Source organism: Polaribacter gochangensis (genome assembly GCF_046224025.1).
Lineage (GTDB): Bacteria > Bacteroidota > Bacteroidia > Flavobacteriales > Flavobacteriaceae > Polaribacter > Polaribacter gochangensis.
This window is the reverse complement of sequence record NZ_JBJXRF010000001.1, coordinates 530,820-544,971: the sequence shown is the minus strand read 5'-3', so window position 1 is coordinate 544,971 and position 14,152 is coordinate 530,820. Positions and strand designations below refer to the sequence as shown.

Genomic DNA, 14,152 nt, shown 5'->3' with positions numbered 1-14,152 from the left:
CAAGACATAGACTAAAGCGTTATGGTATTTATAAATATATCTACGGGTTTAGGTGTTATGAATGCGATAAATGTAGTCAGATTTATGTATGGCACTCCTTTTTTAAGAAATCTTTAAAGTTGAGTGCAAAAAAAAGCTCTTGAAAACTCAAGAGCTTTTTTAGTTTCTAAAAGCAGGTTTATTTATTTAAAAAGCCACCTGTAAATATCGTTTCCGTTTGCAAATAGTAACAGTGCAATTAATAATACAAAACCTATTATTTGTGCGTATTCTAAAAATTTATCACCAGGTTTTTTACCAGTTATCATTTCCCAAAGTGTAAATACCACATGGCCACCATCTAAAGCCGGAATTGGCAATAAGTTCATAAATCCTAACATGATAGATAAGAAGGCAGTAATGTTCCAGAAGGTTTGCCAGCTAAATTCTGATGGAAAAATACTTCCAATAGAAATAAACCCTCCTAAACCTTTATAAGCACCAGTATTTGGATTAAATATTTTCTTTAGTTGTTTTACATATCCTGTTAAAGTGCTCCAAGATTTATGTAATCCGGCAGGAATTGCTTCTGTAAAAGAATATTGAATATTTTCTAAATCGTAATATCCTAATTTCGAAATATCTGTAACAGACAAGTTTGCTAAAACAACTCCAATTGTTCCTTCATTTGTTGTTTTTACAGAAATGTCTTTTGTTTCATTTCCTCTTCTAATTGTTAAAGAAATATCTTGATTTTTATAATTAGCAAGAATAGCTGCTGCTTCATCATAATAGGTAATTGGTGTTCCATTTATTCCAACAACAATATCTTTTACTTTTAATTCTCCGTTCACATTAGGTGAATCTGCAGAAACTTTTCCAATCATAAAAGGATATCTAGGCAATAAAAAAGAACCTTCATTTTTACCTCTTTCAATTAACTTAGATATAAAGTCAATCGGAATTTCCTTTTCTAAAACTTTGCCATCTCTTTCAATTGTATAGTTGTTTCCGTTGATAAATTCGATCGGTAAATTGGCAAATTTTCTTACTTCATTTCCATCAATTGTTAACACTTTATCCCCTGTTTTTAAACCTAAGGATGTTCCTAAAGAATCTTGTACCCAAACACCACCTTTTACATTTTTATTTGGCAAATAGTTTTCGCCATACGAGTACATTAACATAATGTAAATAAAAATACCTAAGATAAAGTTTACAATTACTCCACCCAACATAATAATTAAACGTTGCCAAGCTGGTTTAGACCTAAACTCCCATGGTTGTGGCGGTAAAGCCATTTGTTCGGTATCCATACTTTCATCAATCATTCCAGATATTTTTACATATCCACCAAGAGGAATCCAACCAATCCCGTAAACCGTTTCTCCAACTTTCTTTTTAAGAATCGAAAATTTATAATCAAAAAACAAGTAGAATTTCTCTACTCTTGTTTTAAATATTTTTGCTGGTATAAAGTGCCCTAATTCATGCAAAACAATCAACAATGACAAACTAAGTATAAATTGAGAAGCTTTAATTAATATTTCCATGTAGTATTTTTTCTTTTTTAATCGGACAAATGTACGTTTTTAATAAGAGTTGTAAAATAGCAAAAGAGTTCAATTGTTCTTTTTTAACAAAGTTTTATTTTAAATTATTTGATTTGGCTTTATTTTCAGTAGAATAACACGTAATTTTGTTATATCAAAACAAGCCTAAAATGAGTTTTTTTTCAGTTAAAAAATCGCTTTCATTTCTAATTATTTTTGGGGTTTTCTCTTTAATTGCATTAACCGTTTTTTACAATTTATTATCAGTAGATAAAAGGTTGCCAGTGTATAGTCCATCGGATGTAAATCCAAAATTGGTAGATGCTTCTGTAAAACACATACAAAACAATCATACAATTGCCGATTTTAGTTTGACAAATCAAAACGGAGAAACCATTACCAACGCTACGTATAAAGACAAAATTTATATTGCCGATTTCTTTTTTACGCGATGTAAAACAATCTGTATTGCAATGGCGTATAATATGAGCGAATTACAAGAATACTATAAAGACGATGCCGATATTATGTTCTTGTCTCACTCTGTAACTCCGGTGATGGATAGCGTTCCTGTTTTAAAATCTTATGCAGAAAATAAAGGGGTTATCGACGGAAAATGGAATGTAACAACAGGTGCTAAAAAACACATTTACGAACTAGCTCGAAAAAGTTATTTCGCAGTGTTGGATGAAGGTAATGGAGATGAAAATGATTTTATTCATACAGAGCAGTTTGTCTTGGTTGATAAAGAAAGAAGAATCCGTGGATATTATGACGGAACAGAGAAAGAAGACATGCAAAAAGTGATTGCAGACATCGCTATGTTAAAAGAGGAATACAAACGCAAAGAATAAAGCCTTTTTATTGTTTAGAATCATTCTAAATTCCTATCTTTGTCCTCTTAAAAACAAGGATTCTTGAACACAATAGCAACTTTAGTTAAGGGAGAAACCGGAATTATTTCTGAAGAATCGTTAGATGTCATTCCGCTTAAATTATTGGAAATGGGATGTTTACCTGGAGTTGAGGTAGAGTTATTACAAGTTGCACCCTTAAAAGATCCGTTATATATCTGTGTAAACGGAAGTCATTTAGCCATCAGAAAAGAAATGGCTGCACAGATAAAAATCATTAAAAGCTAAATATATGGAGACTATTAAACCCATAAAAGTAGCTTTAATTGGTAATCCAAATACAGGAAAAACATCGCTGTTTAATCAACTTACTGGATTAACACAAAAAGTAGGAAATTACCCTGGAGTAACAGTAGATAAAAAGTTAGGAACTTGTAAATTATCTAACAACAAAACTGCAATAATTACAGATTTACCAGGAACTTACAGTATTAATCCAACGTCTGTAGACGAAAGTATTGTACTTACATCATTACTAAACACAACAGATAAAGATTTTCCTGATATTATTGTTGTGGTTGCAGATATCGAAAATTTAAAACGTAATCTTTTTTTATTCTCTCAAGTAAAAGATTTAGAAATTCCAATTATTTTGGCAATTAACATGTCAGATCAAATGGATAGAAAAGGGATTTCATTAGATGTTGAAACCTTACAAAAAGAGCTTCAAACAGAAGTTGTACTTATTAGTGCAAGAAAAAATATCGGTATAGATAATGTAAAAAAAGCCATAGAGAGTTGTGCAGAAGTTTCTACAACACATCCTTTATGTTCAATCAATCATAAAATTGATGGAGACTACTTTAAACAATTAAAAGCCGTAAGTCCAAACCATACTTTGTACGAATTATGGTTAATGATTACTCAAAATAATTTCCCTGCTTCCATTACAGAAGAAGAAAAAAACAAGCTTTTAGAATTTACACAAGATGTTTCTAGAGTAAAAAGATATCAGCACAAAGAAACCATTCATCGATATAAACAAATCAATGAAATCTTAAAAAGAACTTATATCTTAGATCGTACAAAAGCAAAAGATTTAAGAGGAAGGTTAGACAAGGTTTTTACGCATAAAATATTTGGCTATGTAATTTTCTTCGGAATTTTATTGTTGATTTTTCAATCAATTTTTGATTGGTCTACTGTTCCAATGGACTTTATCGATGCTCAGTTTGCAAATTTAAGTGAGTTTGTTTCCAAACAAATGAGTGCCGGAGTTTTAAGAGATTTAATTACAGACGGAATCATTCCTGGAATTGGCGGAGTCGTAATTTTTATTCCGCAAATTGCCATTTTATTTTTATTTGTTGCCATTTTAGAAGAAACCGGTTATATGAGTCGTGTGGTTTTTCTGATGGATAAAATTATGCGTCGTTACGGAATGAGCGGAAAAAGTGTAATTCCGTTAATTTCTGGAACCGCATGTGCAATTCCGGCTGTTATGGCAACAAGAACAATTTCTGGTTGGAAAGAACGCTTAATAACAATTTTAGTTACACCATTTACAACCTGTTCTGCAAGATTACCCGTGTATGCAATTTTAATTTCGTTGGTAATTCCTGATAAAAAACTCTTTGGTTTTTTTAGTTTGCAAGGTTTTACTTTGTTGTGTTTGTATGTTTTAGGATTTGGAATAGCCATTGTTTCTGCCTTTATGTTACACAAATTATTAAAAGTAAAAAGCACTTCGTTTTTTGTTGCAGAAATGCCAAATTATAAACTGCCATCCATAAAAAATGTGGTATTTGATGTGATAGAAAAAACAAAAGCATTTGTTTTTGGAGCTGGAAAAATAATTTTAGCAATTTCTATTGTACTGTGGTTTTTGGCATCAAACGGACCAGATTCTTTTAACAATGTAGAAAAAAATATCACCAATAATGTTGAAAGCAGTAATTTATCACCAGCAGAAATTCAGCATAAAATTTCTTCAGAGAAATTAAAAAATTCGTATATCGGAATTATGGGTAAAGCCATAGAACCAGCAATTAAACCTTTAGGGTACGATTGGAAAATAGGAATTGCATTGATAAGTTCTTTTGCAGCAAGAGAAGTTTTTGTTGGAACTTTAGCAACCATTTATAGTGTAGAAAGCGACGACGAAAATACGAGCACTATAAAACAACGGATGCGAGCAGAGATCAACCCAGAAACTGGAGAAAAAAGGTTTAATCTTGCAGTTGGTATGTCGTTATTAATTTTTTATGCATTTGCCATGCAATGTATGGGAACTTTGGCTGTTGTAAAAAGAGAAACAAAATCTTGGAAATGGCCAATGGCACAGCTAATTGGTATGGGAATATTAGCTTATGTAGCATCATTTATAACCTTTTCAATTTTTAGTTAATGCAACAAATCATCGTATATATAATTCTTGCCGCAGCCGTTTATTTTTTAGCAAAAAAATTTATTTTTAAGTCTAAAAAAGAAGATGCTTCTTGTGGTTCTGGTTGTGGAAAATGCTAATTGCTTACTCCAACATTTTATGCTTAACAAAAAAGTAATTGATTGTTAATGTAAGAAAATGTATTTTTGGAGACATAGATACAAGCTAATCAAAATATAATATCATGAAGAAAAATGTTTTAGTAATTGCATTATTTACAATTGCAGTATTGTTTTCAAACGAATCTACTGCACAAAAATTTGAACCATTGGATAAAAGCCCAATGGATGCAGCTGCATTTCCATCAGACTATAAAAACTCAAATAAAATAGTAAAGGTTGTATATAGCCGACCTCAACTAAATGGTAGAAGTATCACAAAATTAGTTCCTGAAGGGAAAATGTGGAGAACAGGTGCAAATCAAGCAACTGAAATTACTTTTTATAAAGATGTAAAATTTGGAGGAAAATCTGTGAGTGCAGGAACCTATTCTTTATTTACAATTCCAAGTGAAAAAGAATGGACCATTGTCTTAAGTTCAGCCAAAAATGTTTGGGGAGCTTATTTTTATAAAGAAGCAGAAGATGTTGTTAGGGTTAAAGGAAAAGTAATGCCAAGCATGGCGCCTATAGAAGCTTTTTCTATGACATTTGATGATGACATGAATTTATACATGGGCTGGGGATATACAGTTGTTAAAGTAACTATTAAATAAGATAAAGATGAAAAAAAATGTTTTAGTAATTGCATTATTTGCAATAGCAGTATTATTCTCAAATGAAACAACTGCTCAAAAATTTCCTGGATTAGATAAAAGTCCAGCGGATATTGCAATAAAAAGAGAAAGCAGAAATGCACCACCTATAGTGAAAGTAATATACGGTAGACCACAATTAAAAGGAAGAAGTCTTTCAAAATTAGCTCCACAAGGAAAAGTTTGGAGATTAGGGGCAAATGAAGCAACAGAAATTATATTTTATAAAGATGTAACTTTTGGCGGAAAATCTGTTAGTGCAGGAACCTACTCAATGTTTGCTATTCCTGGTGAAACAGAATGGACAATTATCTTAAACAAAGACGTAAATGTTTGGGGTCATTTTTCTTATAAAGAAAGCCAAGATGTAGTGAGAGTAGCAGGAAAAGTAACAAAAGGTTCTAGTACTGTAGAGGCATTAGCGATTACTTTTTCAAAAGAAAATATGTATATTGGATGGGGAGATACAGTAGTAACTGTTCCAGTAAAATAAGTTATTTTACATAAATTTATAAATCCGAAAACATTGTTTCGGATTTTTTTTATGCTTTATATTTCGATTTTTTACTAACTAAATACACGCCAAAAATCACTAAAAAACAACTTGTAATTTTTACAGGATTTATATCTTGTGCATATTCGGTTTGACCAAAAGCATACGCATACACACTTACCATTATAAAACTAATTGCGGGTTGTAAGTACACATAACTTCCGTTTACAGAAGGCGACACATAATTTAATGCGTAAATATTAAAAAGATAGGCTAAAAATGTTGTTCCGATAACAACAAAAGCAATAGTTGCGTAGGTTTCTGCTGTAAATGCCGTAAAGTCTGTTTGTAAAATATCAGGAACTCCGAATGGTAACATACATAAAAACCCAAATAAAAAGATCCAGCTAATTACCGTAAGAGAATTGTATTTTTTCATCAATGGTTTTACCAATACTAAATACAACCCATAAGAACAAGCATTTAAAAAAATCAAGAGATTTCCTAAAAAAGAACTTGTTCCTTCGGCTTTGTTTCCATACCAAACTAATAAAACGGCACCAATTCCGCCAATTGTAATTCCGATAATTTTATTGGGTGTAATTTTTTCTTTTAAGAGAATTGCGCTAAAAACCAATACAACAATCGGAATTGCCGTAATAATAATAGAAGCATCAATGGGCGAAGTTAAATTTAATCCATGAAAAAACAACAATTGATTGGTAGCAACACCTAACAATCCACATAAAATTAAAAGCGGAAAATCTTTCTTATTTATTTTCTCTTTGATAAAAGATTTGATAATCCAGAATAAAATTCCGGCACCAACAATTCGTAAAAAAATAAAGGCAGATGGACCAATTTTATTGGGCATAATGCCTTTTGCAATGATATAATTTGCTCCGTAAATAAGATTAGCACCTAATAAAGCCAGATGGGCTTTTGCAATATTGTTTTTCAAAATGGTAAAAATTTGCACTACAAATAACGAACATTTTTACCGATTTTATTTCACAAGTATTTTACTTTAATCTTTTAGTAATAAACTGTAACTTTGGCGCTTCTAAAAAGCAGAAAATCACATGCAATACAATCATATTGAGATAGAAAAGAAATGGCAAGAGATTTGGGATAAAAACCAAACTTTTAAAGCCAGTAATGAATCAGAGAAACCAAAATATTATGTGTTAGATATGTTTCCGTATCCGTCTGGAGCAGGTTTGCATGTTGGGCATCCGTTAGGGTATATTGCAAGTGATATTTATGCGCGTTACAAACGTCATAAAGGTTTTAATGTGTTGCATCCGCAAGGATATGATTCTTTTGGCTTGCCAGCAGAACAATATGCAATTCAGACAGGGCAACATCCAGCAAAAACTACAGAAGAAAACATAAAAACATACAGAAGACAATTAGATAGAATCGGTTTTTCGTTTGATTGGTCTCGTGAGGTTAGAACTTCAGACCCCGCATATTACAAATGGACTCAGTGGATTTTTATCCAACTGTTCAACTCTTGGTACAACAAAGATACTGACAAAGCAGAAGATGTTTCTACCTTGGTTAAAATCTTTAAAAAAGACGGAAATAAAACAGTAAATGCTGTTTGTGATGAAGATATAAAAACTTTTTCTGCGGATGAATGGAAAGCATTTACAAAAGCAGAACAAGAAGCAGTTTTATTGCAATACAGATTAACCTATTTGTCAGATACAGAAGTAAACTGGTGTCCAGCTTTGGGAACCGTGTTGGCAAATGACGAAATTGTAAACGGAGTTTCAGAACGTGGAGGTCATCCTGTTGTTCGTAAAAAAATGACACAATGGTCGATGCGAATTTCTGCATACGCACAACGTTTGTTAGACGGATTAGAAACTATAGATTGGCCGCAACCTTTAAAAGATTCTCAAACCAATTGGATTGGAAAATCGGTTGGAGCCATGGTTACTTTCGATGTCCTAAACGATTCTAAAAAAACAAATTCTGAAGTAAAATTATCGTACAAAGAAATAGAAGCCTTAAAGGAATTGCGTTTGAATTTAACAAAAGCAGAAACATTGCTTTGGGATGAATTAAAAAATAAAAAAGGCGCAGCAAAATTTAGAAAAAAATATACCATTGGTACATTTTTAGTAGATTATGTGTGCTTGGCAAAAAATATAATTGTGGAATTTTCTGGTAAAGAAGATGAAGCAGAAAGAGACATTTTATTTGCAAACGAAGGATTTAATGTCATCCGTTTTACAAATGAAGAAGTTGTAGAAAACGTGTTAAGTGTTGTTTCTAAAATTAACAATGCAATTCAATTTTTAAAACCAATCGAAAAAACTGCTGTTACTTCAAGCGAGTTATCTCGAGCGGAGTCGAGAGACGAAAAACCTTACAAAATATCGATTTTTACAACACGTCCAGATACTATTTTCGGAGTATCATTTATGACTCTTGCTCCAGAACATGAATTGGTTTCTAAAATTACCACAGACGCTCAAAAAGCAGAAGTTGAAGCCTATATAAAAGCAACGGCAAAGCGTTCTGAACGCGATAGAATGGCAGATGTAAAAACCATTTCTGGTGCTTTTACTGGCGCGTATGCAATTCATCCGTTTACGGGAAAACAAATTCCGATTTGGATTGGAGATTACGTCTTAGCAAATTACGGAACAGGAGCAGTGATGGCAGTTCCTTGTGGAGATCAACGTGATTATGATTTCGCAAAACATTTTGATATTGCCATTCCGAATATTTTTGAAAATGTAGATATTTCTGAAGCGGCACATGCAGATAAAGACGGAACTAAAATTGCAAATTCTGATTTCTTAAATGGGTTGTCTTACAAAAAAGCGATGAAATTAGCCATTTACGAACTAGAAAAACGTGGATTTGGCGAAGGAAAAATAAACTATCGATTGCGTGATGCTGTGTTTAGCAGACAACGGTATTGGGGAGAACCTTTTCCTGTTTATTATAAAGACGGAATGCCGCAAATGATTGACGAGAAGCACTTGCCAATTGTATTGCCAGAAGTAGAAAAGTATTTGCCAACTGAAGACGGAAAACCACCTTTAGGAAACGCAACTGAATGGGCTTGGGATTCTCGTGCTAAGAAAGTTGTACCCAACGATAAGTTAAAAAATAAAACGGTGTATCCGTTAGAATTAAACACCATGCCAGGTTGGGCAGGAAGTTCTTGGTATTTTAACCGGTATATGGATTCGCAAAATTCTGAGGAATTTGCAAGCAAAGAAGCGTTGAAGTATTGGAAAGAAGTTGATTTATATATTGGTGGTTCTGAACACGCAACCGGACATTTATTGTACGCGCGTTTTTGGCAAAAATTCTTGTTTGATAAAGGAATTGTTCCTGTGGATGAGTTTGCAAAAAAACTGATCAACCAAGGAATGATTTTGGGAACGAGTGCTTTTGTAAATCGTTTAGATGGATATTCATATAAATTTAATGATACAGAGGGCGAAACTACTTTTTTAGGTAATGAAGGAACCTACTTTTCAAAAGATATATCAAACAATAAGCAGAAAATAAATGAATATTTAGTTGAACTTTTATCAAAAAATCAAAAGAGTCATCCAATTGATGTAGAAGAATTAAAATTAGATTTTGATAAATTTAATATTAATTATAAATTCACAAAAATTCATGTTGATGTAAGTTGTTTAAAAGGAGAAACAGAAATTGATTTAAGTAAATTAAAAAACTGGAGAGAAGAGTTTAAAAACTCTAAGTTTTTTAGCGAGGACGATGGAAGTTTTCATTCTTTTAGAGAAGTCGAAAAAATGTCAAAATCGAAATACAATGTTGTAAATCCAGATGCTATTTGCGATGATTATGGCGCGGACAGCCTTAGGCTGTTCGAAATGTTTTTAGGTCCGTTAGAACAAGCAAAACCTTGGAAAACTTCTGGTATTTCTGGAGTTTCATCCTTCTTAAAGAAATTATGGAAGTTGTATTTTAACGGAGAAACCTTTGAAGTTTCTGACGCAGCACCAACAAAAGACGAATTAAAAGTTTTACATAAAACCATTAAAAAAGTAGAAGAAGATATTGAGAATTTCTCTTTTAATACGTCGGTTTCTACCTTTATGATTGCAGTAAACGAGTTCACTGCATTAAAATGTAACAAACGTGCAATCTTAGAACCCTTGGCAATTTTAGTTTCGCCCTACGCGCCACATATTGCAGAAGAATTGTGGAGTTTATTAGGAAATAAAAAATCTATTGCTACGGCAGAATTTCCTGTTTTTGATGCAAAACATTTGGTAGAGAGTACAAAAACATATCCGGTTTCGTTTAACGGAAAAATGCGTTTTACGTTAGAACTTTCTTTAGATTTATCGAAAGATGAAATCGAAAAAATTGTAATGGCACACGAAAAAACTATCGCGCAACTTTCAGGGAGAGAGCCTAAGAAGGTGATTATTGTTCCAGGAAAAATCATCAATATCGTTGGCTAAAACACGTAGTGTTCTTTTTGGCATTTAGTTTGTTTGTGGAGAAAAAAATGAAAGTCATTACGCTATTTGTAATGGCTTTTTTATTTGAGTATCTTGTACACTTAAAAATTATCTAAAATGAAAATGAAATTGCTTTTATTTATTGGCGTTTTCGGAATGCTTTTTGCAAGTTGTTCTCATGAAAAATCAATCAAAGAATATATGGTAGATTCTTGGGAAACTTCTTATTTAAAAATTGAGATGAGTACTTTCCAGAAATCAGATTCTACATTTGTTTTCGAAGATGATTTTAAAAACAATCCACCGAGAAGAGCACAATCTAAATATAATAAAGATGGCACTTTTTCTGCTTGGTTTATCAATCCAGAAGGAGAAAAAAAAGAAGAATCAACAGGAAAATGGAAAGTAAAAAATGATTCTTTATATATTGAGTATTTTTACGGCGGTAGAGATGTAAAGGTTTCTTATCACATTAAAAAAACAGCAGAAGGATTTATAGGAAAAAGTAAATTTGATTGGGATAACGATGGTTCTTTTGATGATTTTTTAACAATGAAAACTAAACGTATTCAAACTCTAAAATAGTGTCTATTTTTAAAAACATATCCTTACGAATTCGTATTTTCTTAGCGATGATTTTATTGGTGTTATTGGCATCAATTTTAATTGCTGGGGTTACTATTTATCAATACAACGAACAAACCATAGATTATAATATTTCTCGTTTTGGTAGAAAAGAGCAGTCTGTTTTATCGAGTATCGATTTTGAACTTAAAAGAGAAACTAGAGAGCCGTTAACTACAGAAAATTTAACTAAAATTTTTCAACATAGAATCTATGAAATTTCTACCACGCACAAATTAAACATTTCTATTTTTGATTTAGAAGGAAACTTATTAATTACATCAAACACCATCAATTCTTTCGACGTTGCAAAAGAAAAACAAGTATTGTCTGCACAGGTTTTAGAAGATTTAGAAACCTTTCCATCTCACAGAGTTTTTAGCAATGTGGTTGTTAATAGTATTAGTAACGAGACGTCTTATACTTATATTACCGATTTAAAATTTAAACGAATTGGTGTCCTAGAATTAAAGTTTTCTCAAGATAATCATGAAGAAGAAAAAGAACTGAGAGAGTTTATGATGCGATTGGCATATGTGTATCTATTTATGTTTATAATAGCCATTGCGTTGGCGTATTTTTTATCGAGTTATATTACAAGATCGATCAAAACAATTTCTGATAAGATTCATAAAACCAAATTAAATAAACGAAACGAAAAGATAGAATTTAGTTCTGCAGGAACAGAAATTAGCACGTTGGTTAATGCTTACAATAGAATGATTGACGAGTTGCAAGAAAGTGCATCAAAACTAGCACAAAGTGAACGTGAACAGGCTTGGCGAGAAATGGCAAAACAGGTAGCACACGAAATTAAAAACCCGTTAACTCCAATGCGACTATCGGTACAAAGTTTTGAGCGAAAATTTGATCCAGCAGATCCTAAAATCAAAGAAAAACTAACTGAATTTAGCCAGACGTTAATTCAGCAAATAGATGTTATGAGTTCTATTGCATCAGCATTTTCTGATTTTGCAAAAATGCCAAAACAAAATAAAGAAGAAATCAATGTTATTGAAGTTGTAAAATTGGCGTTAGATATTTTTAATGAAGAGTATATTTCTTATTCTTTTACAGAAGATAGATTAATTGCAAATCTTGATAAATCGCAGTTAATTAGAGTCATCACAAATTTAATTACAAATGCTACTCAAGCTGTAGAGCAAATAGAAACCCCAAAAATAACGGTTTATGTTTCATCGGATAGTAACACCATAAAAATTGCTGTTACAGATAATGGGAAAGGAATAGATGACGCTGTAAAAGAACTCATATTTGAACCAAAATTTACGACTAAATCTAGCGGAATGGGATTAGGTTTGGCAATTATAAAAAAGATTATTGAAGCAAATAACGGAACCATTAATTTTGTTTCTTCTAAAGGAAAAGGAACAACATTTACCGTAAGGCTTCCAAAAAATTAAAATTATGCAGTACGAAAATTTACGAATTACTATTGAAAACGGTTGTGCAATTATTACAATCAATCGACCAAAAAAATTAAATGCATTAAACATCGAAACGATAAAAGAATTACACGATGCTTTTAGCGAGTTGGACGCCAACAATGCTGTAAAAACAATTGTAGTTACTGGTAGCGGAGAAAAAGCTTTTGTGGCTGGAGCAGATATTTCTGAGTTTGCTCATTTTTCTATTGAAGAAGGCGAAAATTTAGCTAGAAACGGACAAGAAATTTTGTTTGATTTTGTAGAAAATTTATCAACTCCGGTTATTGCCGCAGTTAACGGTTTTGCACTTGGTGGCGGATTAGAATTGGCAATGGCAAGTCATTTTAGAATTGCTTCAGACAACGCAAAAATGGGATTGCCAGAAGTTTCTTTAGGGGTGATTCCTGGTTATGGAGGCACACAGAGGTTGGCGCAATTAGTTGGTAAAGGAAGAGCTATGGAAATGGTGATGACAGCTGGAATGATTTCTGCTGAAGAAGCTAATAACTTCGGATTGGTAAATCATGTTACAACGCAAGAAGAATTGTTGCCTTTAGCAATGAAGTTAGCTAATAAAATTTCAAGAAATTCTACGGTTGCTATTAGCTCAGCAATCAAAGCAATAAATGATAATTATAAAGATGGTGTAAACGGATTTGAAACAGAAATTACTGAATTCGGAAATTGTTTTGGAACCGAAGATTTTAAAGAAGGAACAACGGCATTTTTAGAAAAAAGAAGAGCAGATTTTCCTGGGAAATAGAATCTTAAAAAATTGAACTGTTGTCATTCCTGCTTTGGCAGGAGTGACAAAGAATAACTTATTTTTCTCCATTCCATTCGGCATAAAATTGCTCTAAAAACTGCTCCATATATAAATGCCTATCAGCGGCGATTCGTCGTCCTGTAGCAGTATTCATTTTATCTTTTAATAGCAACAATTTTTCATAAAAATGATTGATTGTTGGCGAATCAGAATTCTTATATTCCTCTTTTGTCATTGTTAAATTTGGCTTTATTTCTGGATTGTATAAAACTCTGTTTTTAAATCCGCCATAATTAAAACAACGTGCAATTCCGACTGCTCCGATAGCATCTAATCGATCAGCATCTTGAACAACATCCAATTCTGGAGAAATAAATTTTTCTCCTTTTTCTAAACTAGATTTGTAAGAAATATAATTGATAATATTTTCTATATGAAGAATCACTGATTCTTCTACCTTTTGTTTTTCTAAGAATTCTCTTGCTATTTTTGGGCCTACAGTTTCATCGCCATCGTAAAATTTTGCATCGGCAATATCATGTAATAAGGCACCTAGAGAAACAATAAATTCATCAACATTTTCCTCTTTTGAAATCAACAAAGCATTTTTATAAACACGTTCTATATGAAACCAATCGTGCCCGCCTTCAGCGCCTTTCAATGTTTCTTTTACAAAAGCAATGGTGTTTTCTATAATTTGAGATTTGTTCATCGTATAAAAATAAAAAAACCACGTTCATCAACGTGGTTTTTATCTAATAATCTT

13 protein-coding genes are annotated in these 14,152 nt (G+C 32.2%); 10 read left to right on the top strand and 3 right to left on the bottom strand.

Annotated features, from left to right (window positions below; genetic code table 11):
- Positions 1 to 182 precede the first annotated feature (182 nt).
- Positions 183 to 1,532 (bottom strand): RIP metalloprotease RseP, encoded by a 1,350-nt coding sequence (rseP, locus tag ACEWL1_RS02520; RefSeq protein ID WP_409231708.1) that lies wholly within the window; start codon positions 1,530 to 1,532, stop codon positions 183 to 185.
- Between the two features lie 170 nt (positions 1,533 to 1,702).
- Between rseP and ACEWL1_RS02515 the strand changes: the two genes are divergently transcribed.
- From ACEWL1_RS02515 to ACEWL1_RS02490, 6 genes are all read left to right on the top strand, one after another.
- Positions 1,703 to 2,386: an SCO family protein gene (locus tag ACEWL1_RS02515; RefSeq protein WP_409231707.1), complete on the top strand. Its 684-nt coding sequence runs from the start codon at positions 1,703 to 1,705 to the stop codon at positions 2,384 to 2,386.
- Between the two features lie 63 nt (positions 2,387 to 2,449).
- Positions 2,450 to 2,674: a FeoA family protein gene (locus ACEWL1_RS02510; protein ID WP_409231706.1), complete on the top strand. Its 225-nt coding sequence runs from the start codon at positions 2,450 to 2,452 to the stop codon at positions 2,672 to 2,674.
- 4 nt (positions 2,675 to 2,678) lie between these two features.
- Positions 2,679 to 4,793, top strand: a complete 2,115-nt coding sequence (gene feoB, locus ACEWL1_RS02505) for a ferrous iron transport protein B (RefSeq protein WP_409231705.1) — start codon at positions 2,679 to 2,681, stop codon at positions 4,791 to 4,793.
- Positions 4,793 to 4,912 (top strand): FeoB-associated Cys-rich membrane protein, encoded by a 120-nt coding sequence (locus ACEWL1_RS02500; RefSeq protein WP_409231704.1) that lies wholly within the window; start codon positions 4,793 to 4,795, stop codon positions 4,910 to 4,912. Before feoB ends, ACEWL1_RS02500 begins: the two co-directional genes overlap by 1 nt.
- Positions 4,913 to 5,016: 104 nt before the next feature.
- Entirely contained in the window at positions 5,017 to 5,547 is a 531-nt protein-coding gene (locus ACEWL1_RS02495) for a DUF2911 domain-containing protein (RefSeq protein WP_409231703.1), read from the top strand.
- A 7-nt stretch (positions 5,548 to 5,554) separates the two neighbouring features.
- Positions 5,555 to 6,079 carry a DUF2911 domain-containing protein gene (locus tag ACEWL1_RS02490; protein ID WP_409231702.1) on the top strand — a complete coding sequence of 175 codons (525 nt, stop codon included), beginning with the start codon at positions 5,555 to 5,557 and terminating at the stop codon, positions 6,077 to 6,079.
- Between the two features lie 49 nt (positions 6,080 to 6,128).
- Here the strand turns inward: ACEWL1_RS02490 and ACEWL1_RS02485 are convergent, their stop codons facing one another.
- Positions 6,129 to 7,040, bottom strand: a complete 912-nt coding sequence (locus ACEWL1_RS02485; protein ID WP_409231701.1) for a DMT family transporter — start codon at positions 7,038 to 7,040, stop codon at positions 6,129 to 6,131.
- 121 nt (positions 7,041 to 7,161) lie between these two features.
- On the opposite strand from ACEWL1_RS02485, the gene ACEWL1_RS02480 reads away from it, so the two are divergent.
- From ACEWL1_RS02480 to ACEWL1_RS02465, 4 genes are all read left to right on the top strand, one after another.
- Positions 7,162 to 10,548, top strand: a complete 3,387-nt coding sequence (locus ACEWL1_RS02480; RefSeq protein WP_409231700.1) for a leucine--tRNA ligase — start codon at positions 7,162 to 7,164, stop codon at positions 10,546 to 10,548.
- A gap of 117 nt (positions 10,549 to 10,665) precedes the next feature.
- A complete protein-coding gene (locus ACEWL1_RS02475) occupies positions 10,666 to 11,133 on the top strand; it encodes a hypothetical protein (protein ID WP_409231699.1) in 468 nt (155 codons plus the stop codon).
- 47 nt (positions 11,134 to 11,180) lie between these two features.
- A complete protein-coding gene (locus tag ACEWL1_RS02470) occupies positions 11,181 to 12,596 on the top strand; it encodes a sensor histidine kinase (RefSeq protein WP_409232255.1) in 1,416 nt (471 codons plus the stop codon).
- A gap of 4 nt (positions 12,597 to 12,600) precedes the next feature.
- Positions 12,601 to 13,383 carry an enoyl-CoA hydratase/isomerase family protein gene (locus ACEWL1_RS02465; protein ID WP_409231698.1) on the top strand — a complete coding sequence of 261 codons (783 nt, stop codon included), beginning with the start codon at positions 12,601 to 12,603 and terminating at the stop codon, positions 13,381 to 13,383.
- A gap of 58 nt (positions 13,384 to 13,441) precedes the next feature.
- Here the strand turns inward: ACEWL1_RS02465 and ACEWL1_RS02460 are convergent, their stop codons facing one another.
- Complete coding sequence (locus ACEWL1_RS02460; protein WP_409231697.1) at positions 13,442 to 14,098, bottom strand: HD domain-containing protein; 657 nt, start codon at positions 14,096 to 14,098, stop codon at positions 13,442 to 13,444.
- Positions 14,099 to 14,152 lie beyond the last annotated feature (54 nt).

Bases quoted from the DNA above. Each gene is read 5' to 3' on its own strand.
- ACEWL1_RS02465 (WP_409231698.1), top strand. From the start codon at position 12,601: ATGCAGTACGAAAATTTACGAATTACTATTGAAAACGGTTGTGCAATT.
- ACEWL1_RS02515 (WP_409231707.1), top strand. From the start codon at position 1,703: ATGAGTTTTTTTTCAGTTAAAAAATCGCTTTCATTTCTAATTATTTTT.
- rseP (WP_409231708.1), bottom strand. From the start codon at position 1,532: ATGGAAATATTAATTAAAGCTTCTCAATTTATACTTAGTTTGTCATTG.
- ACEWL1_RS02490 (WP_409231702.1), top strand. From the start codon at position 5,555: ATGAAAAAAAATGTTTTAGTAATTGCATTATTTGCAATAGCAGTATTA.
- ACEWL1_RS02500 (WP_409231704.1), top strand. From the start codon at position 4,793: ATGCAACAAATCATCGTATATATAATTCTTGCCGCAGCCGTTTATTTT.
- feoB (WP_409231705.1), top strand. From the start codon at position 2,679: ATGGAGACTATTAAACCCATAAAAGTAGCTTTAATTGGTAATCCAAAT.
- ACEWL1_RS02460 (WP_409231697.1), bottom strand. From the start codon at position 14,098: ATGAACAAATCTCAAATTATAGAAAACACCATTGCTTTTGTAAAAGAA.
- ACEWL1_RS02470 (WP_409232255.1), top strand. From the start codon at position 11,181: ATGATTTTATTGGTGTTATTGGCATCAATTTTAATTGCTGGGGTTACT.
- ACEWL1_RS02475 (WP_409231699.1), top strand. From the start codon at position 10,666: ATGAAAATGAAATTGCTTTTATTTATTGGCGTTTTCGGAATGCTTTTT.
- ACEWL1_RS02495 (WP_409231703.1), top strand. From the start codon at position 5,017: ATGAAGAAAAATGTTTTAGTAATTGCATTATTTACAATTGCAGTATTG.
- ACEWL1_RS02480 (WP_409231700.1), top strand. From the start codon at position 7,162: ATGCAATACAATCATATTGAGATAGAAAAGAAATGGCAAGAGATTTGG.